19 protein-coding genes and 1 tRNA gene are annotated in these 19,390 nt (G+C 63.2%); 4 read left to right on the top strand and 16 right to left on the bottom strand.

Translation table 11 applies throughout. From position 1 onward, the window contains the following. Positions 1-287 precede the first annotated feature (287 nt). The 15 genes from HLH35_RS02465 to hisG all read right to left on the bottom strand — a co-directional run bounded on the left by HLH35_RS02465 (position 288) and on the right by hisG (position 14,038). A complete protein-coding gene (locus HLH35_RS02465) occupies positions 288-3,428 on the bottom strand; it encodes a type I restriction endonuclease subunit R (protein WP_182977643.1) in 3,141 nt (1,046 codons plus the stop codon). Further along, positions 3,428-4,105, bottom strand: coding sequence for an abortive infection family protein (locus HLH35_RS02460; RefSeq protein WP_220790506.1), 678 nt, complete (start codon positions 4,103-4,105; stop codon positions 3,428-3,430). The genes HLH35_RS02465 and HLH35_RS02460 overlap by 1 nt, the downstream gene beginning before the upstream one ends. A gap of 71 nt (positions 4,106-4,176) precedes the next feature. Beyond that, positions 4,177-4,938, bottom strand: a complete 762-nt coding sequence (locus HLH35_RS02455) for a DUF1829 domain-containing protein (RefSeq protein WP_182977641.1) — start codon at positions 4,936-4,938, stop codon at positions 4,177-4,179. Further along, the gene (locus tag HLH35_RS02450) at positions 4,935-5,381 is read right to left on the bottom strand and encodes a DUF6978 family protein (RefSeq protein WP_182977640.1); all 447 of its coding nucleotides are present in this window, start codon (positions 5,379-5,381) and stop codon (positions 4,935-4,937) included. Before HLH35_RS02450 ends, HLH35_RS02455 begins: the two co-directional genes overlap by 4 nt. Continuing rightward, positions 5,378-6,703 (bottom strand): restriction endonuclease subunit S, encoded by a 1,326-nt coding sequence (locus HLH35_RS02445; protein WP_182977639.1) that lies wholly within the window; start codon positions 6,701-6,703, stop codon positions 5,378-5,380. Before HLH35_RS02445 ends, HLH35_RS02450 begins: the two co-directional genes overlap by 4 nt. Next, entirely contained in the window at positions 6,696-8,519 is a 1,824-nt protein-coding gene (locus HLH35_RS02440) for a type I restriction-modification system subunit M (RefSeq protein WP_182977638.1), read from the bottom strand. Before HLH35_RS02440 ends, HLH35_RS02445 begins: the two co-directional genes overlap by 8 nt. 210 nt (positions 8,520-8,729) lie before the next feature. Continuing rightward, positions 8,730-8,996: a conjugal transfer protein TraD gene (locus tag HLH35_RS02435; protein ID WP_182977637.1), complete on the bottom strand. Its 267-nt coding sequence runs from the start codon at positions 8,994-8,996 to the stop codon at positions 8,730-8,732. A 1-nt stretch (position 8,997) separates the two neighbouring features. Further along, the gene (locus HLH35_RS19750; protein WP_220790505.1) at positions 8,998-9,366 is read right to left on the bottom strand and encodes an Arm DNA-binding domain-containing protein; all 369 of its coding nucleotides are present in this window, start codon (positions 9,364-9,366) and stop codon (positions 8,998-9,000) included. A 200-nt stretch (positions 9,367-9,566) separates the two neighbouring features. Then, a tRNA-Phe gene (locus tag HLH35_RS02420) sits at positions 9,567-9,642 on the bottom strand. 59 nt (positions 9,643-9,701) lie between these two features. Further along, positions 9,702-9,929 carry a DNA gyrase inhibitor YacG gene (locus HLH35_RS02415; RefSeq protein WP_182977636.1) on the bottom strand — a complete coding sequence of 76 codons (228 nt, stop codon included), beginning with the start codon at positions 9,927-9,929 and terminating at the stop codon, positions 9,702-9,704. Then, a complete protein-coding gene (locus HLH35_RS02410) occupies positions 9,922-11,037 on the bottom strand; it encodes a ribonuclease E/G (RefSeq protein ID WP_182977635.1) in 1,116 nt (371 codons plus the stop codon). Before HLH35_RS02410 ends, HLH35_RS02415 begins: the two co-directional genes overlap by 8 nt. After that, positions 11,034-11,645: a Maf family protein gene (locus tag HLH35_RS02405; RefSeq protein WP_338029271.1), complete on the bottom strand. Its 612-nt coding sequence runs from the start codon at positions 11,643-11,645 to the stop codon at positions 11,034-11,036. The genes HLH35_RS02410 and HLH35_RS02405 overlap by 4 nt, the downstream gene beginning before the upstream one ends. A gap of 11 nt (positions 11,646-11,656) precedes the next feature. Next, positions 11,657-11,875, bottom strand: coding sequence for a translation initiation factor IF-1 (gene infA, locus HLH35_RS02400; RefSeq protein ID WP_003622234.1), 219 nt, complete (start codon positions 11,873-11,875; stop codon positions 11,657-11,659). Between the two features lie 142 nt (positions 11,876-12,017). Further along, positions 12,018-13,331 (bottom strand): histidinol dehydrogenase, encoded by a 1,314-nt coding sequence (gene hisD, locus HLH35_RS02395; RefSeq protein WP_182977634.1) that lies wholly within the window; start codon positions 13,329-13,331, stop codon positions 12,018-12,020. Continuing rightward, positions 13,328-14,038, bottom strand: coding sequence for an ATP phosphoribosyltransferase (gene hisG / locus HLH35_RS02390; protein WP_182977633.1), 711 nt, complete (start codon positions 14,036-14,038; stop codon positions 13,328-13,330). The genes hisD and hisG overlap by 4 nt, the downstream gene beginning before the upstream one ends. A 229-nt stretch (positions 14,039-14,267) precedes the next feature. Here hisG and HLH35_RS02385 point away from each other — a divergent pair, with 229 nt between their 5' ends. The 3 genes from HLH35_RS02385 to eat are packed head-to-tail and all read left to right on the top strand — an operon-like array spanning position 14,268 to position 17,711. Then, positions 14,268-15,644, top strand: coding sequence for an ethanolamine ammonia-lyase subunit EutB (locus HLH35_RS02385; RefSeq protein WP_182977632.1), 1,377 nt, complete (start codon positions 14,268-14,270; stop codon positions 15,642-15,644). Continuing rightward, positions 15,637-16,386 carry an ethanolamine ammonia-lyase subunit EutC gene (gene eutC, locus HLH35_RS02380; RefSeq protein ID WP_182977631.1) on the top strand — a complete coding sequence of 250 codons (750 nt, stop codon included), beginning with the start codon at positions 15,637-15,639 and terminating at the stop codon, positions 16,384-16,386. Before HLH35_RS02385 ends, eutC begins: the two co-directional genes overlap by 8 nt. Then, positions 16,383-17,711 (top strand): ethanolamine permease, encoded by a 1,329-nt coding sequence (gene eat / locus HLH35_RS02375; protein WP_182977630.1) that lies wholly within the window; start codon positions 16,383-16,385, stop codon positions 17,709-17,711. Before eutC ends, eat begins: the two co-directional genes overlap by 4 nt. A 115-nt stretch (positions 17,712-17,826) precedes the next feature. Here eat and HLH35_RS02370 read toward each other — a convergent pair whose 3' ends face one another. Next, the gene (locus HLH35_RS02370) at positions 17,827-18,738 is read right to left on the bottom strand and encodes a LysR family transcriptional regulator (RefSeq protein WP_182977629.1); all 912 of its coding nucleotides are present in this window, start codon (positions 18,736-18,738) and stop codon (positions 17,827-17,829) included. Positions 18,739-19,219: 481 nt separating this feature from the next. Between HLH35_RS02370 and HLH35_RS19840 the strand changes: the two genes are divergently transcribed. Beyond that, on the top strand, positions 19,220-19,390 hold a 171-nt coding region (locus tag HLH35_RS19840), incomplete at its 3' end, for a 2Fe-2S iron-sulfur cluster-binding protein (RefSeq protein ID WP_182977628.1).

Here is a 19,390-nt window from a genome sequence, read left to right as displayed (position 1 = left end):
GATGCCCCTGCGATCTTTTTTAATGCATGTCCGATGGAATTTCCGCCCTGAACGCACACCGTGCGAATGGCGAATCGGAACCATAAGATTTTGATTTGATGGTATTTTTTCATGAAAATGGTGCCAAGGGCGTCATCACATGATTTCTATATGATCCTGATATCTAACAGAAAATCGTGAGTGTGGAAAATGCTAAGGTCAACAAAAAGGCCAACAGCAATTTCCTGTGGATAACTTCGCCTACGTTGGCCAGAGCGAGCAAAGTTTCCTACCCGTAGCCGATCCGATCAGGCCGTCCAACTGGCAGACAGGGCCTCGGCCTGACGGAGAACCGTCTGCACGGCAGCGTCCTGGAGGTCAGGCGGATAGCCGTACTTGCGCAGAATTCGTTTCACAAGTACCCGCATTCGAGCGCGGGCGCTCTCGCGATGCGACCAGTCAACGCTGACGCTGCCCTTGAGACTTACGAGTAGTTCGTGCGCGATCACTTTAAGCGAATCGTCACCCATTGCTTCGACGGCGCTTTCGTTTTCGGCCAGAGCATCGTAGAAAGCGATCTCGTCTTGGGAAAGACCTTCTTCCTCCCCACGCTGGCGCGCGGCCCGAACTTCCCGGGCTAGCTCGATCAGTTCCTGAAGCACCTCGACCGTGCTGATGGCGTTCGTATGATATCGCGCAATAGCGGCTTCCAAGCGCTCTGAAAAGCGTTTGGTCTCAACGACGTTCGTTCTGCTCCGGGAGCGGATTTCATCATTCAGCAGCTTGCGCAAGGCCTCTAAGGCAAGATTTTTCTTCTCGATCTGCTGGACTTCGGCCAGGAATTCGTCCGACAGGATCGAAATATCGGGTGTCGCAATCCCAGCAGCAGCGAGAATATCGACAATCTCGGTCGAGACGACGGCGCGATCCAAAATCTGCTGGATCGCGAATTCCCGGTTGGCGGCACTCGCTCCCGTCCCTTCTCCCGTTTTGACCAGTGCCGCACGCACCGCCTGAAAGAAGCCGACCTCGTCGCGGATGGCCCGCGCTTCGTCGCTCGCGGCGGCCAGGGCGAATGCCTTGGACAGGGCCAGCACCGAGTCCTGATAGCGCCGGTTCTCGCGCCGTTTTCCGTCTTCTGTGGTCTCACGGGCCGCTGCCTCATGCTGACGGCTCAGAATCCATTCAATGGCTCCTGCCAGTACAACCAAGCGCTCATGCGGTGTGCCGGACAAGCCGCGCTCAGTGTCGAAGCCGTGGTACATTGCCTTCACAACATCATATTTTTCGAGCAGGAGCGCGATCGCCTCCGCCTCGTTGATCCCGGCTTGGCGCTGATCCGAGGCGGAGTACTGGCTTAGCGCGTTCTTTAGATTTTGCGCGATTCCGATATAATCGACCACCAGCCCAGCCGGTTTGTCACGGAAAACGCGGTTCACGCGGGCGATGGCCTGCATCAGCCCGTGGCCCTTCATCGGCTTGTCGACATACATAGTATGCATTGACGGCGCGTCGAAGCCGGTCAGCCACATATCGCGCACGATCACCAGCTTTAGTGGGTCGTTCGGGTCTTTTGCGCGTTTTGCCAGAAGATCACGGTGCGCCTTGGTGCCGATATGCGGCTGCCAGTCCTGAGGATCGGCGGCCGAGCCGGTCATCACCACCTTGATCGTGCCAGCCGCGTCATCGTCGCTGTGCCAATCAGGGCGCAGGGCGACGATCTGATCATAGAGCGCGACACAGATGCGCCGGCTCATGCACACCGCCATCGCCTTGCCGTCCAGCGCGGCGATCCGCTCCTCGAAATGACGAACCAAGTCCGCCGCGACCATCGCAAGCCGCTTTTCGGAACCGACCAGCGCTTCGACGGTCGCCCATTTGCGCTTGATGCGCTCCTGTTCGGTTGTCGCCTCGTCCTCGGTCAACGCCTCGATCTCGGCGTCGATCTTGGGTTTTTCTGCGTCGGGCAGTTCGATGCGCGCGAGGCGGCTTTCGTAATAGATCGGGACGGTCGCGCCATCCTCGACCGCGCGGCTGATATCGTAAACGTCAATATACTCGCCGAAAACGGCCGGCGTGTTTACATCGTCCTTTTCGATTGGTGTTCCGGTAAAACCGATGAACGAGGCATTGGGCAGTGCATCGCGAAGATACTTGGCGAACCCATAGGAGATTTCCCCTGTTTTCTGCCCGAACTTCGCGCGAAAACCATATTGGCTCCGATGCGCCTCATCGGCGATGACGATAATATTTCGCCGGTCGGACAGCATCGGATAGGCACTCTCGCCAGCAGCGGGAGAAAATTTCTGAATGGTGGTGAAAATCACGCCGCCGGACGCGCGGTTGAGTACCGATCGCAGGTCCTCGCGGCTCTCGGTCTTGATCGGCGTCTGCCGGATCAGGTCGCGGCAGATGGAAAACGTCGCGAATAGCTGATCGTCCAGATCGTTCCGGTCGGTGATGACAACGATCGTCGGGTTTTCCATTGCTGGGACACGGACAAGCTGCCCGGCATAGAATGCCATCAGCAGGCTCTTGCCGGACCCTTGTGTGTGCCAAATGACGCCGATCCGTTTGTCGCCCTGCGGCTCGGACGCCGCGATGGTCTTCTCCACGGCGTGGCGCACGGCATGGAACTGGTGGTAACCAGCGAGAATCTTGGCAAGGCCCGACCCCGTCTCGGCAAAAACGGTGAAATCGCGGAGGAGATCGAGAAAGCGCCGCCGCTCAAACACGCCTTCGATGAGCGTGGTCAACTCCTCTTGCCCCTTCGCGGCGATGATCGTTCCATTTGTTGTGCGCCACGGCATGAATCGCTCCTGATCGGCGGTCAGCGAGCCCACACGCGCGGTGATGCCGTCCGACACCACAAGGGCGGCGTTCGTTCGGAACAGGGACGCGATCTGCGCTTTGTAGGTCTGAAGCTGGTTCCAAGCGCCGGAAATCGTGGCGTTTTCAGCCCCGGGCGCCTTGAGTTCGATCACGCCCACCGGCAAGCCGTTGACAAAAAGCACGATATCGGGTCGCCGCGCGACGGCGCCTTCGATCACCGTGAACTGGCTGGTGGCGACCCAGTCATTCGCGTCGACGTCATCGAAATCGATCAGCCGAACCTTATCGCCCCGGATCGTTCCGTCGTCGCTGAAGAACTCGACGTCCACGCCCTCGACCATCATCCTGTGGAGCCGCCGATTTTCCTGTGGAAGCGCGGCGTGTTCCGTCGCCAGGATTTTGCGCAACGCATCGCCGCGTGCTTCCAGCGGGATCGACGGGTTCAGCTTCTCGATCGCGGCGGTCAGCCGCTTGAACAGCAGAGTGTCCGAGTAAGCCTCTCGCTCCGGCGTCGTGCCATCCGGGCCGATTTCGGCATCGCTCAGAACGGCATAGCCGAGGGCCGAAAGGCGATCGAGCACGAGTTGTTCGACATCGGCTTCGGAAAGCCAGGCCATCAGGTGATCTTCCCTTCTTGAACCTCAGTCAGTTTGGCGTCTCGGCAGGCATTTAGCACTGCCTTGTAGGCTTCACGATCAATCCCGAACAGCAGACGCGAGGGCTCGATCGCCAGTGGCACTTCTTCTCCTTCAGGGAGGACGACAACGACAGTCAGGGAACCCTCGTCATCCAACTCGGCGCGAAGTGACGCAAATTCGTCAATGATCACGTTGGATGACTCGAACCGCTCATAGGGCTCGAACGTCCGTACCGGGTCGGGTTCGCGTTCGAGATAGGCTTCATGCAGGAAGGTGATGATGGCGTCGGCAGCGAGCATTGCCGAGCCGCGGTGATGGATTGACAGTTTGGTGATGAAGCCATCTTTGCCGTGGCTGACGGTGCCGGCTTCGTTGCGCAACACCCGTAGCGTTTCAGTCAGCTTGTTGTGCTGCTTGATCAAATCTGAGAAGGCGCGATGGCGAACGGCGCCGAGACCTAGTAGGCGAGTGGCGAGTCCCACCAACTGGCCAAGCGGAGTATCGGTGGCATTCGGCTTAAGTGGGGCCAACGGATCATCGAGTTCCTCAATCAGCACTCGGCAGGCACATTCGACAAGGCCCTTGGCCGCGTCGATGCACGCATCGTTCTCGTCGTTGAACTCGCGTTCCAGCGTCTCGAACGTCTGCTGCAACATCGGCGCTTGTTCCCAATATGCACAGAAGGCGCGGATGCCGGGATACCAGTCGGCTGACATAGCGGCCGCCCCTATACTACAAGCCGTTCGCGGAATTGATCGCGCTGGCTCCATGCGACGGGCGTGATCCCGTAGTTTCGAAGCGCCTCGGTCACGTTGCCTGCGATGGTCTTTTCGTTGTCGTTAAGGAAGGCGAAGGATTCGGAGCTTTCTGGTCGGCTGTCCTTTGTGTCAATCCACGCCATAATCAGATTCTGCGCTGTGCTGCGGCTCGGATTGTTGATCGCGCGGATGATCCGCTCAGAGGCGACCTTCGACTTCGGGATCACGAAGTCGAACATGTGATCGAATCCGCTCTTGCCCGAGAACTTCACGCGCGGTGTGTACCGGATATCGACGCTTTCAAGCCAGTCCGCCACATCCTCGAAGAACAGGGCTTCGATGGTTGAGGAGGCCAGGAAGAACATGTCGTGCACCGACAAGATCGCCTGGATCAGGTTGTGTTTGCGCAGCGCGAAATTGTCGCTGGTCGCCGTGACCTGCAACTCGGTGTCCTGCTGTTCGATGCCGAAACCGTTGAGGATTGTTTGCAAGATGGCCTGGCGCTTCTGGCTGTCCATCAGGCATCCCGACTGCTTAAGATCAAGCAATGTTTCACCGCCATCGGTCAGCACGAAGCCGGTCTCGGTCTTGCGGGCATAGATCTGAAGATAGTCGTTGTGCCGGTCGAGATACGGCGTCGTGATCTCGGTCCAGTCCTTCAATTGCTTGATTGCGGTCTTGTCTCGCAGCCAGCGCCAATACCCATCGATCAGAAGGTCGATTTCGCTCATGTGAACAGCCCCCGATCAAATTCGGGCGGACGGGTAACGTTGCAGAACCGCATAAAGTCGACGAGCGTCTGCCAGTGGTCCGTCGGCTGCGTGAAAACTTCGGGCGAGATCGGGAATGCCCAGCGATCTCCATACCCCTCGCGATAGAGGTGAACATGCGGACAAGCGATCTCTTCATCATCAGGGTTACGATGTGGCGGGCCGCCAAAATCGATCCGCGCCAGCACCATCGTTGTTCGCGCGCGGTTCTGAATCTTGCCCTTTGCGAGATTGATCCGTCCCCGGCTGATATCGATATGGAAGGCTTCGTCGCCATCAGCCGAGACAAGCGGCACGACGATGCCGCCTCCCATATCGGGCAGGCTCCAGCGTTGCTCGTCGACGCGATGCTTCTCCATCGCGAGAAGGGCGTCGGCTTCCGCTTGAGTTAGCCAAATCGTCATGTCGCCGGCCTGACAATTTTCTCGGCATCCTTCACGCGCACTTCGCCCGACATCAGCTTGGGCAGAAGGAGGTCGCGGGTCGCGGCGAGACTTTGGTTTTCTCGGTCGTTGGCGGCAATACGGTCGAACATCGGGGCAATCAGATTATTCAAATGGGTCCATAGGGTATCGTTCTTGGGCTGAGTTAAGAAATACGCCGATATTGCGTCGTTCGATGCTCGTTGTCGGCCTGAGGTCCCTGTCATGCTCCGAATAGCATTCGCGCGGAAGACCGGATCGCGTGCGATCAGATAGGTCAGCGCTTTGGGAAGCGGTGGGCGCGACCGAAGGACGATAAACTCCGTCGAACCCCACCCCACTTCGCCCTCAGGGAGATTCTGGACGAATGCGGTCTTGCCGTTTTCGAGGCACGGAGTGATCCGCGCCAGCAACGCATCACCATTCCGAAAGCGCATACCCGATCCAAACTCGCGAACGACATAAGGCTCTGGGTTTGGCCCCGCAATCGGGATCGACGCCATATCGAGATAGGGAGCCGACTTCCCGCGCGCTATTTGCTCCGATGGATTTATTTCAATGAGAGTGGCGAGCGGAACGACCGTCCATCCCTCCGGTATGCCGCCATCATCAAGACGGCTGGGAAATAGAGGCCAGATTTCCGCAGCGAGGTAGGGCGCGCGGCCTTCCATCTTGGCGCGGGTTGGGCCGAAATCGACGAACCAGTCCTTGAAGATCGCCCGTGCCGTCGCCTCCAGCGTCTTATTCATCCGCCGATTCAGCTTAATTTTCTCGTCAAGTGTCGACATGAGCGCGCCAATAGGTCGCTGGAGTTCTATCGGCGGTATAGAGAGCACAAGGCATCGCTGAGAGGTCAAGCTTACATAGCCTGCCATGTCGGTCTCGCCCGACCGAACCTGAAATTCTTGAGCAAATCTTGGCGAGCGCATATAAGCATATAGAAAATCCTGACTTAGGATTTCTTCATTTGCGCTTCTCCAGAATGTTGTTTGTGGACTGCACACGAAATCTGGGGCGTTTAAGGGCGCTCGCGCAATTCTTCCAACAGTGCCTTTGTGGGAGATTAGAATGTCGCCAGGTTTCCCGATTCCTTTGGTGATACGTTCACGAGCCCTATTGTTTATTTTGGACGCGCTATCAAATAGAACGACACCATCGGCCATGTCGGCCGCCCTGATAAAGGCCACACCGACATCTACAAACTCGTCAGGCCGAGGCCTCGACTCCCCATGGTTTCCATCTTCGACGCGCAATATGCCCCTTGATTGAAGATTGATGACAGTATCGGTGATCCATTCACCCATTGACAACGACCTTAGCGAGCGTTCGGCGGATGATCGCGGCAAGTCGATCTGACTCCTGAAAATGGATGTCTAGCTCTGCCTGAAAGCTAGAAAGCCTTTCGACAAAAGGCACATCATCCTCTTCAGCTTCTGCCGCTCCGACATACCGCCCAGGCGTCAGTACGTAGCCATGCGCCTGAATCTCCTCCAACGTCGCTGACTTGCAGAACCCCGGCACATCCTCATAGGCGCCCGCTTCACCTTCGCCGCGCCAAGCGTGGTAGGCGCGTGTAATCATGTCGATGTCAGCGTCGGAGAACTCCTTGCGCGTGCGGTCCACCATGTGGCCGAGCTTGCGGGCGTCTATGAACAGGATTTCGGCGCGTCGATCGCGCAACTTATCACTTCTTACCAAGCCGTTAGACCGATCACGGGCAAGAAACCATAAGCATACGGGAATCTGCGTCGAATAAAAGAGCTGGCCGGGCAACGCCACCATGCAATCGACGACACCGGGCGCACCATTGACGCCCTTGACCAGGGCGCGGCGGATCGCATCTTCTCCATTTTGCGTCGAAGACATGGAGCCATTGGCTAGTACCACGCCGGCTACGCCCGCTGGTGCGAGGTGATGCACGATATGCTGCACCCAGGCGAAGTTGGCGTTGCCGGCTGGTGGAACGCCATATTTCCAGCGTACGTCCTCGCGCAGCCGCTCCCCGCCCCAGTCGGAGATGTTGAAGGGCGGATTGGCGAGGATGAAATCGGCCTTCAGGTCGCGCAGCTCATCCTTATGGAAGCTGCCGTCACTGTTCCATTTAATGTCCGCGTCGATGCCGCGCACGGCGAGGTTCATCTTGCACAGCCGCCATGTCGTATAGTTCGACTCCTGGCCGTAAATGGCGATGTCGCCGATGCGGCCGCCGTGCTCTTCGACGAAGCGTTCGGACTGCACGAACATGCCGCCCGAACCACAGCACGGATCATAGACGCGTCCCTTGAACGGCTCGATCATGCCGACCATGACCTGAACGACTGAACGCGGCGTGTAGAACTCGCCGCCACGCTTGCCTTCAGACCCCGCGAACTGGCCGAGGAAATATTCATAAACACGGCCGAGCACGTCGCGCGCCGCGCCCTGCTCGGCGCCCAGCGCGATCCCAGAGATGAGGTCGATCAACTCGCCGAGTATCACAGCGTTGAGCGCGGGGCGACCGTAGTCTTTCGGCAGCACGCCCTTCAGGTTCTCGTTGTCCTTCTCGATGGCGATCATCGCCTCATCGATCATCTTGCCGATCGCCGGCTGCTTTGCGTTTGCCTGAAGGTGCGACCAGCGGGCGGTAGGCGGCACCCAGAACACGTTGTCGGCGGCGTATTCGTCGCGGTCCTCGGCGCCCTCGGGATAGTCTGCCAGCAGCTCGGCGCGCTTGGCCTCGAAGCTGTCCGAGATATGCTTAAGGAAGATCAGGCCGAGCGCGACGTGTTTGTAGTCCGATGGCTCCATGTTGCCGCGCAGCTTGTCGGCCGCCTTGAATAGTTCTGCCTCGAAGCCCAGGTTGCCGCCCTTGCCATTGCCACTCGATCGGGAAGGCTTTGTGGGCGCCGGCACAACCGGCTTGTCGCTTACCGCTTCAACCCGTGGAGCGTCGGCCAGCGCCACGGAGCCGCCGCGACCCCTGCCCGGAATCACGACAACTTCGGTGACCAACTCTTCCTTGACGGCATTATATGTGGCTTCGGCCCAACCAAGCGTCTCGCGCAAACGACCGTTGCCTGCCGAGCCGCCCAGCTCGGTCAACACGGTGACGAACTTCTCTTTGAGCGATTGCCTAGCCATTCCGCCCTACCAATCCTTACTCACGCAGACGCCTTCGGGAGCGGGTTGCTCATTGGGCCGGAGTCTTTTTCGCTCGGCGGGTCAACGTGGCTTTCGCGGCCCGAATCTCGCCAAACTTGCCTTTTGCCATTTGAATCGAAATGGATTCTTTGGGTCAAGAGGAAGCATAGCAAGAAAGGTGGCGCTGCGACATGAGCCGTCCATTCGGTCTCACGTCCCAGTGTCACGATCTTGCGAGATCGCGCGGCTTATGCTCTCACGCTCCACCTTGAACGCCAGCCTTCCTTTTCCGCCCCACAGTTCCCGCGCGCGTTCGCCGTCCGCGCTTTGGAGCTTGCCTGTCATCCAGAGCAGGGCGCCATAGATCATAGCGCGGTTGTCGCCGGTGAGGTCCACGATCCCGGCCTTGACGACGAGGCCGCCAAGCTCGATCAGACGGCACGTGCGGAGGCGGCGCTTCATCTGCCAGTCGCGCATATCATGCCTCGCTCGCGTTGCCTGATATCGATTCCGCGCCGCCCGGCTGCGTTTGACCGCCGCCAGCGTCGCGATCAGACGGGGATGCAGTTCTGCGCGCCCGGCGCTGAAAGAAGGCGGCGCCTCGCTTCGCCCACGCCTCCCTCTTTCCGGCATCCTTCGTCTCGGCCAGGCGCCGCGCTTCGGCAAGAGAAACGACCGGGTAAGCGCCGTGGGAGAGCTTCTTCTGCTTCTCACTGAATCGGTATGCCTGGTTCCAGAGCCGCGCGCCGCTTGGCTTCACAAGGAGATAGAGCCCGTCACCATCGGAGAGCTTGTAATCCGCCGCCCGTCCCTTGGCAGTGCGGGAAGACGTATCGGTCAGGGCCATTCCCGCCTCATGCTGTTGGCCTTTTGCCAGCAAACATCAGGGCGAGGCCAACATCAAGGCCAACAAAATCCGTGGGATGGGGCGATATCGGGAGGCGCCGATTGAGACGGCGAAAAACGCCAAAACCTGTAAAATACAAATTATTTCAAGGCTTTATGAGCCTCGATGAAACGCCTTGAGATGTGGGGAAATGAGACTAATGGTGCCCAAGGGCGGAATCGAACCACCGACACTGCGATTTTCAGTCGCATGCTCTACCAACTGAGCTACTTGGGCACCGGGCCGAGACCGGCGCGGGCGGTGCGATCGGGATCGTGCCGCCGTGGGGGTGTGATCTATCCCACCTCGTCATCGGGATCAACCCGTCTCGGATCGTTTTCGTCGAAGTTTTGTCCGCCTTCGCTCTGGTCGGGTACGCGGTAGCTTTCCGAGAACCAGCGGCCCAGGTCCACGTCGCTGCATCGCTTGGAACAGAAGGGGCGGAACGCCGCCTCGCCCGGCCGCCCGCAGATCGGGCAGGGGGGCAGACGGGCGGGGGTGGCGGGTGCGGTGGGATCAGACATGGTCGAGCGTCCAGCTCAGGGGGGACAAGGACGGGTCCAGCCGCCAGGCCGGCTGGTGGCCCGATAACTGGGCGGTGTCGGCGATGGCGCCCGGATCATGGCCCAGCGCGCGGGCCAGATCGGTGCCGACGCGCAGGGCGGGCGCCCGGCCCGGCTGGCCCGTGACCTGGCGCGCCCATTCATCGAGCATCCGCAGCATCTGGCCCGGCGCCTCCGACAACAGCGCGTGCAGCGGCGGGCGGATGCGCGGGCGCATGATTTCGGCCAGCCCCAGGGCACTGAAGCCGAGGAAGCGCGGGCGCAGCGGGTCCTGCGCCAGTGCGGCCTCGATCGTCTCGCGCAGGGCCGGGCGCTTGCGGATGGCCAATCCCGCGACGTCGATCACGATGGCGCCGGAGAGGTTGCGCAGGCGGATCTGGTGCAGCAGGGCCGGCAGGGCGTCGCGGTTGGCGGCAAACTGCGCCGTCTGCTTGGCGCGCCGGTCGCTGCTGGCAGCCCCGCCATCCATGTCGATGGCGACCAGCGCCGGGGTGGGGGTGATGGTGGCCCGCAGCCCCCCCGGCAATGTCACCGATGGTTCGGCCAGCGCCGCACAGGCGGCCTCGGTCTCGGCATCGAAGGCATGGCGTTCGCGCTGCACCCGGCCGCGCAGCCCGGCGGGCAGGCGGGCCGCGAGGGCGGCATCGTCGATCACAATGGGGGCGTGGGGCCAGGCGGCGGCCAGGGCGTCCAGCGGCGTCGGGCCGCGTGCCAGCAGGGCTGGCGGCCCGGATGGGCTCTGGCCCTCGGGCAGGACAAGGCCGGTTGCCGTCAGCCGCGCGCCCTTGCCGTCCTGCGGGGCGCGCACGATCCGCACCAGTACCGGGTCGCCCTCGGCCAGCGGGCCGGGCGCCGCCGAGTCGGGCAGGAAGCCCGAGGCCCCGTCGGCCAGGTCGATGAAGGTGCCGCCCATGGCCGTCAGCCGCGCGCCGGCACGGCCGCGATGCAGGTCGCCCACGCCGTCCGGCCAGCCCGGCCGCCACAGCGCATAATCGCGCAGGCCGGCGGCATCGGTGACCGCGATGCGGATCTCGCCCGGCGCGCTGGCGGCGAGGATCCGCGCCGTCACGGCAGCCAGGCCCCTTTCTGGCCACGCAGCAATTGCGCGACCTCGAACACAGGCAGGCCGATCACGGCGGAGGGCGATCCCGACAGGAAGCGGATATGCGCCGCCGCATGGCCTTGCAGCGCATAGCCCCCGGCCTTGCCTTCCCAATCGCCGGCATCGAGCAGCGCCTCGATCTGCCGCTCCGTCAGTCGCGCGAAGGTGACAGTGCTGACGACCGTGCGCTCGGCGGCCCGGCCCTCGGGCCACGCGGCGGTCGGCCGCACGGCGATGGCGGTCAGGACCGTATGGCGCCGGCCCGACAGCAGGGACAGGCAGCGTCGGGCGGTCTCCCGGTCCTCGGCCTTGGGCAGGATGCGCCGACCCAGCGCGACCACCGTATCGGCGCCCAGCACCAGGGCGGGTTCATCGAGCATGGCGGCGACATGCGCCGCCTTCTCCCGCGCCAGACGCTCGGCGTAGGGGCGGGGCAGTTCGCCGGCGAGGGGCTGTTCGTCGAGATCGGCGGCGACGATCCGCCGGGGCACCAGTCCGATCTGCGCCAGCAGGTCGCGCCGGCGAGGCGAGGCGGAAGCCAGGATCAGCCCTGGTCCCGTGGCACTGTCGGACACAGGCAGGTGCCTTACTTGAAGCGGAACGTGATGCGACCCTTGGAGAGATCGTACGGGGTCATTTCGACGTTCACCCGGTCGCCGGCCAGCACGCGGATGCGGTTCTTGCGCATCTTGCCGCTGGTGTGGGCCAGGATCATGTGCTCGTTATCGAGCTTCACGCGGAACATGGCATTGGGCAGCAGTTCGGTCACCGTACCGCTGAATTCGATCATGTCTTCTTTCGACATTGTATCCTTCGATCATGCTGGTTGGCCGGCATCGGGCCGGAAATAAGGAAGCAGGCATGGCCGCAGGACCGTCCTATTGGGACGGTCCTGCGGCCGGTCGGATGAAATGCAGGCGGATATGTGCGGTCTGTCGGGGCCGCGGTCAAGCTTTGTCCGCGCCCGAGCATTGCGCGTCCAGCCGGGCCGATACGCTCAGGGCATGCGCATCAAGCCCTTCGGCCCGCGCCAGGGCCACCGCCGCCGGGCCGATCCGCAGCAGCGCATCCGGCCCCGCACCGATAAAGGTGGTGCGCTTGAGGAAGTCGAACACCGACAGGCCGGAGGCAAAACGCGCCGTCCGGCTGGTCGGCAGCACATGGTTGGGGCCACCCACATAATCGCCGATCGCCTCGGCGCACTGATAGCCCAGGAACACCGCACCGGCATGGCGCACGCGCGCGAACAGCGCCTCGGGCTCGGCCAGCAGCAGTTCCAGATGCTCGGGCGCGATCTCGTTGATCAGCGCCGCCGCCTCGTCCAGGTCGCGCACGAGGATGATGGCGCCATGCGTCGCCCAGCTTGCCCCGGCAATGGCGGCGCGCGGCAGGGTGCGCAGTTCGGCCTCGACCGCCGCGGCCACCCGGTCGGCCAGGGCGGCATCGGTGGTGATCAGGATCGACTGGGCCAGCGCGTCATGCTCGGCCTGCGCCAGCAGGTCCAGCGCCACGATGCGCGCATCGGCCCCAGCATCGGCCACCACCACGACTTCCGACGGGCCGGCGATGCTGTCGATGCCCACCCGGCCGAAGACCTGCCGCTTGGCCTCGGCCACATAGGCATTGCCGGGACCGACCACGCGGTCCACCGGCTGGATGGTGGCGGTGCCGTAGGCCATTGCCGCCACGGCCTGCGCCCCGCCGACGCGATAGATCTCGCTGACGCCGGCGCGGCGGGCGGCAGCCAGCACCAGCGGGTTCAGCACGCCGTCGGGCGTCGGCACGCACATGGCCAGCCGCTCCACGCCCGCCACGCGCGCCGGCACCGCATTCATCAGCACCGAGGACGGATAGGCCGCCGTGCCGCCGGGCACATACAGCCCCACCGCATCCAGCGGCGTCCAGCGCATGCCCAACTCCACGCCCTCGGCATCCGTATAGCGCAGGTCGGCGGGCAACTGCGCGCGATGGAAGGATTCGATGCGCGTGGCGGCCACGTCCAGCGCCTGGAGCAGGTCCGGCGAGACCTGCGCGCAGGCGGCCTCGATCTCGGCTTCCGTCACCCGCAGCCGGTCAGGCGTGATCGGCATGCGGTCGAACCGCTCAGTATAGGCGCACAGCGCGGCATCGCCCTCGGCGCGCACGCGGGCCAGGATCTCGGCCACCGGGGCATCGACGCGGGCGGTATCGCCCTCGCGGTCGGCCAGCAGGCGGGCGAAGCCGGCGCGGAAATCGGGCTGGGTGCTGTCGAGGCGTTTCATGCGGGCAGGGTCTCGGCGGTGGCGGGCGCGGCCAGCGCCTGGCGGAAGCGCGCGATCAGCGCGCCGATCCGCTCCGGCTGGGTCTTCAGCGCCGTGCGGTTGACGATCAGCCGGCTGGTGACGGTGGCGATCGTCTCGGTTTCCTCCAGCCCGTTGGCGCGCAGGGTGGACCCGGTATCGACCAGATCCACGATCAGGTGCGACAGGTCCAGCACCGGGGCCAGTTCCATCGCGCCATGCAGATGCACGATATCGGCATTGATGCCGCGCGCCGCGAAATGGCGGCGGGTGATGGCCGGATATTTGGTGGCCACCCGCACCCGCGACCAGCGGGCGGGATTGTCGCCCTCGCCCTGGCCCTTGGGGCGCGCGACCGAGACACGGCAGGCGCCGATGCGCAGATCCAGCGGCGCATAGATTTCGGGATAGTCGAATTCCATCAGCACGTCGGCGCCGCAGATGCCCAGTTGCGCCCCGCCGAAGGCCACGAAGGTCGCGACATCGAACGAGCGCACGCGCACCACGTCCAGCGTCGGGTCGTCGGTGGGGAAGCGCAGCCGGCGGCTGCCCTCGTCCAGACAGTCCGAGGCCGGCAGGATGCCGGCGCCGGCCAGCAGCGGGGCGGCGGCCTTCAGGATGCGTCCCTTGGGCAGGGCGAGGACCAGCTTCGTGTCCTGAGTCGTCGTTTCCTGAACTGGGGCGGTCATGCGAACTCCGGCTACAAGCGCGCCCCCATTGCGGTGGCGGCAGGGCCGCCAGGGCCGCGTCCAGGCGCCAGGTGCGCTGCGACTTATCACATTCCGCCCTGCGACAGGAAGGGCGCACAGCCGTGACTGGCGGAATCCGGCGCTTGCCGCGTATGCGACCGGCCGCTTACACAAGAACAAGAGGGCGCTCCGCCCTGCCAGACCCGCTCTCTCGACGACGGACGGCCCCATGGTGTTTCACGCGACCCTCCAGGGCGAACGCTATCGGTTCGACGATCTGCGCACCCTGCTGGCCCGGGCCTCGCCCCTGCGGTCGGGCGACGAGCTGACCGGCGTGGCCGCCGCCGATCCGGTCGAGCGGGTGGCGGCGCGGGAGGCGTTGGCCAACGTGCCGCTGCGGGCCTTCCTGAACGAAGCCGTCATTCCCTTCGAACAGTGCGACGTCACGCGTCTGGTCGTGGAACGGCACGACGCCGCCTCCTTCGCGCCGATCGCGCATATGACGGTCGGCCAGTGGCGCGACTGGCTGCTGAGCTACGAGGTCGACGAGGCCGCGCTGGCCGCCATCACGCGGGGCCTGACGCCGGAAATGGTGTCGGCCGTCAGCAAGCTGATGCGCAACCAGGATCTGATCGCGGTCGCCCGCAAGGTGCGTGTCGTCACTGCCTTCCGCAACACGCAGGGGCTGAAGGGGCGGCTGGGGTCGCGCCTCCAGCCCAATCACCCGACCGACAATGCGCGCGGCATCGCGGCCTCGCTGCTGGACGGGCTGTTGCTGGGCGCGGGCGATGCGGTGCTGGGCATTAACCCGGCCACCGATTCCATCGAGACCGGCATGGTGCTGGTGCACATGCTCGACGAAATCCGCCGGCGCTACGACATCCCGACCCAGAGCTGCGTCCTGACCCACATCACCAATACGCTGGCGATGATCGAGCGCGGGGCGCCGGTCGATCTGGTCTTCCAGTCCATCGCCGGCACCCAGCGCGCCAATGAAAGCTTCGGCGTCTCGCTGGCGCTGCTGGACGAGGCGCATCAGGCGGCGCGAAGCCTGCGGCGCGGCAGCGTGGGCGAGAATGTGATGTATTTCGAGACCGGGCAGGGGGCGGCGATCTCGGCGGACGCGCATTTCGGGGTCGACCAGCAGACGCTGGAAGTGCGCGCCTATGCGGTGGCGCGCGACTATGCGCCGCTGCTGGTCAACACCGTCGTGGGCTTCATCGGCCCCGAATATCTCTATGACGGCAAGCAGATCATTCGTGCTGGCCTGGAAGATCATTTCTGCGGCAAGCTGATGGGCCTGCCGATGGGCTGCGACGTCTGCTACACCAACCATGCCGAAGCCGACCAGGACGACAGCGACGATCTGATGCTGCTGCTGGCGGCCGCAGGGGTGAATTTCCTGATCGCCGTTCCGGGAGGGGATGACGTGATGCTGAATTACCAGAGCCTCTCCTACCACGACATCCTGACCGTCCGCTCCGTCTATGGCACCGCTCCCGCCCCCGAATTCGAACACTGGCTGCAACGGATGGCCCTGCTGGACGGCAAGCGCCGCCTGAACGCCAACGCGCCGCTGGCCCTTCCCGGCTTCATGGATGAGTGAGAGCCGGCCAGATCTCGCCCGCGATCCCTGGACCGCGCTGCGTGGCCTGACCCATGCCCGCATCGGCCTCGGCCGGGCCGGCGACGCGCTGGCGGGGGCGGATGTACGCGCCTTGCAGGCCGCGCACGCGGCGGCCCGACGGGCGGTTCATGCCACGCTCGATCCGACCCGGCTTTCCCTCGCCGAACCGTTCATCGAAGTGCGCAGCCGCGCGCCCGATCGCGGCGTCTTCGTACGCCGCCCGGATCTGGGGCGGCGGCTGCGCGCGCAGGATGCGGAGCGCCTGCCGCATGCGCCCTGCGACGTCCTGTTCGTCGTCGCCGACGGGCTCTCGGCACTGGCGGCGGCGCGCCAGGCGCCCGGCGTGCTGGAGGCCGCGCGCGCGTCCCTGCCGGGCTGGTCCGTCGGCCCCGTCATCGTCGCGCATAATGCGCGGGTCGCACTGGGGGACGAGATCGGCGCGCGGGTCGGCGCGCGCTGCGTGGTCATGATGATCGGCGAGCGGCCGGGCCTGAGCGCCGCCGACAGTCTCAGCCTCTATCTGACATGGGACCCGAAAATCGGCCGCATGGATTCCGAACGCAACTGCCTCTCCAACATCCATGCCCATGGCGGCATGACGCATGACGAAGCCGCCTTCCGCCTCGCCTGGCTGCTGCGCGGCGCGCGCACGCTGGGGCGCAGCGGCATTGCCCTCAAGGATGACAGCATGACCGCCCAATTGCCGCCCGGCACGCCATGACCACCCAGACCGACGCGCTGCCCCGCCATCTGGGCGTCATCCATCTCTGGTCCATCGCGGTCGGGCTGGTCATCTCGGGCGAATATTTCGGCTGGAGCTATGGCTGGGCCAGCGCCGGCACGCTCGGTTTTCTGGTCGCGACCCTCGCGGTCGCGCTGATGTACCTGTCGCTGATCTTCTCCTACACCGAACTGACGACCGCCATGCCGCGCGCGGGCGGTCCGTTCGTCTATGTCACCGCTGCCTTCGGGCGGCGGGCGGGGCTGATCGCGGGCATCGCCTCGGTCATGGAATTCGTCTTCGCGCCACCCGCCATCGCGCTGGCGATCGGCGCCTACCTGCATGTGCAATATCCGTGGCTGTCGCCCACCCTGGCGGCGGCGGGGGCATTTTGCGCATTCATGGCGCTCAATATCGCCGGGGTGCATCTGGCGGCACGGTTCGAGCTGTTCGTGACGCTGGCGGCGATTATCGAGCTCCTGATCTTCATGGCCATCGTCTGGCCCGGCTTTTCGATGGCGCGCTTTACCGATGGCGGCTGGGCCGGCAGCGGGCAGGTCTCGTTCGCCGCCTTGGGCGGCATCGCGCAGTCGGTGCCGTTCGCCATCTGGTTCTTCCTCGCCATCGAGGGCGTGGCGCTGACCGCCGAGGAAGCGCGCGACCCGCACCGCACCCTGCCGCTGGCCTATGTCGCCTCGATCTTCACGCTGGTCGTCCTCGCCCTCGGCGTGATGGTACTGGCCGGCGGGGTGGGCGACTGGCGCGCCCTTGCCGATCGCAACGACCCGCTGCCGCAGGCCATGCGCATCGTCGTCGGCCCGCATAGCGGCTACGTCCACATGCTGGTCTGGCTCGGCCTGTTCGGGCTGATCGCCTCGCTGCACGGCATCATCATGGGCTATTCGCGGCAGATCTACGCGCTGGCGCGCGACGGCGGCCTGCCGCGCCTGCTCGCGCACCGCCATCCCCGCCTCGGCACGCCTTGGGTCGCGACCCTTGCCGGAGGCATGATCGGGATTGCCGCCATTCTCTGCGACGATTTCGCCAGCTTCGGCGGCCAGTCGCTGACGGCGTCACTGGTCACGCTGTCGGTGTTCGGCGCGCTGATCGTCTATGTACTGACCATGGCCAGCCTGTTCAGGCTGCGCCGGCGCGACGGCAGTGCGCATCTGGTGTGGAAAGTGCCGGGATTTCCTTACGTCCCCGCCTTTGCGTTGCTCGCGGCATCCGGCGCGCTGGTCCTGATGGGTGTCTTCCATCCGGTGGCGCTGGGGGTCGCGGTGTTGTTCGTGGGGGGCGCCATTGCGCTGCCGGGTGATGCCTGAGGTTCTTCTTTTGAAAAAAGAACCAAAAAACTTTGATTCATTCGGGAGTTTTGTGCGTGGGACACGCGATGCCCCTGAACGAATCAAAGTCTTTTTGCTTTTTTTCTTCAGGTTCTCAGGTCTGGTCCGTCTCATCGAGGATTGAGTTGAATTTATCCGAGATCAAGTCGATCACCGTCTGCGCGGCAGGAGAAATGCTACGCTGGACATGGTAGAAGAGGGAGAAATTCAGGGGTGTGATGCCGGTATCGATCAACCGGACGAAGCTGAATTCTCTGGCCTTCACTTCGTTCATGACGTCGGCGAGGGTCAGGAGGCCTGCTCCCAGGCCGCTCCTGACGAGCGATTTGATGCTGACGATGCGGTTGCTGGTGATCGCCGCGTGCAGGTTGACACTATGCCGCGCCAGGGTTTCGCGAATATTGGCACCGATTGCCAAGGTGCCGCTGGGAAGAATGAGTTTCAATCCTACCGCATGGCTTAGTCTGGTTTCCCGCAGGTCGGCGAGCGGATGGTCGGATCGCACGACCAGACCGACGGGCGAATTGAGTGTGGCGACTGTACGGACCTTCTTCGACGCACCTTCGCGGATCGAGATGCCGAAATCCACTTCGTTACTGGTGACGGCCTCCCAGATTTCCGCGATGTCCAGTGTCCGGATGTTGAATTCGACACGGGGATAGAGTTTGTTGACCTCAAGAAGAATTTCCGGAATGAAACGATCGCTGACGGCTTCGACCACGGCCATTTCCACCAGGCCGCGGCGAAGGCCGGACAGATCTTCGAGGCGTGTACGGAACGACTCGAAATCGCGTTTTCCCGACATGATCGCTGCCAGCAGCAACTCTCCGGCCGTCGTCAGGGTCAGACCTGCACTATGCCGGTGAAACAGCAGGAGCTCCATCTCCTGTTCCACGGTCAGAATCTGTCGATTGACCGCCGATGCCGAGACGTTCAGCGCACTCGCGGCCTGTCGAATGGAACCCGTTTGCGCCACCATCTCGAAATAGATCGAGAAGCGGGACAACGTAAAAATTCGACCCGCATTACGATTGCCGGGTATTCTGGTTTTTATAGTGGGCATCGGACTGGTTGATGAGACCCTTGTTCACGGTATGTGGCTTAATGTGGCATGTTTCGAATCCAGCTTGGCGGCTTTTGTCAAGAAACGTCAAGGAGGACTGGCGGTTGCGCCGGTGTCGACAAAAATGCAACGGCCTGTCACGTTCTTTGTGTTGGACGGGCGGTTCGATATCGGCAATTTTATATTGTCATACAGTCACTAGCACTGATCTGCGGATTTGCCGCGCCTGCGGAGACTGAGGGGCGCGTCGCGCATCGAGCTTTTTTGTCGCCTGTTGATGCTTCATCAGCGCGTCATCGCGATGAAAAATCTGGTTGTCGCGTCGTATCCGCAAGTTTGTCGGAAGCGTCCCTATGGTCATGCCGTTTCCTGCCGGGTGGTCGCTGCGTCCGATCTCGGGTCCTCGTGTCAGGAGAAGCCGCCAATGCGACACCATGTCCGGTTTTATATCGGCGACGAGTATTATGAAATGTCCGGCTTTTCACCGACCCTGACCGTGCTGGACTGGTTGCGGGAGCATTGCGGCCGGACCGGCACCAAGGAGGGCTGCAACGAAGGCGATTGCGGCGCCTGCACGGTGCTGGTGGTGCGGCTG

Source organism: Gluconacetobacter asukensis, from assembly GCF_014174375.1.
GTDB classification, from domain to species: domain Bacteria; phylum Pseudomonadota; class Alphaproteobacteria; order Acetobacterales; family Acetobacteraceae; genus Gluconacetobacter; species Gluconacetobacter asukensis.
This window is presented reverse-complemented; position numbering and strand designations above follow the sequence as displayed.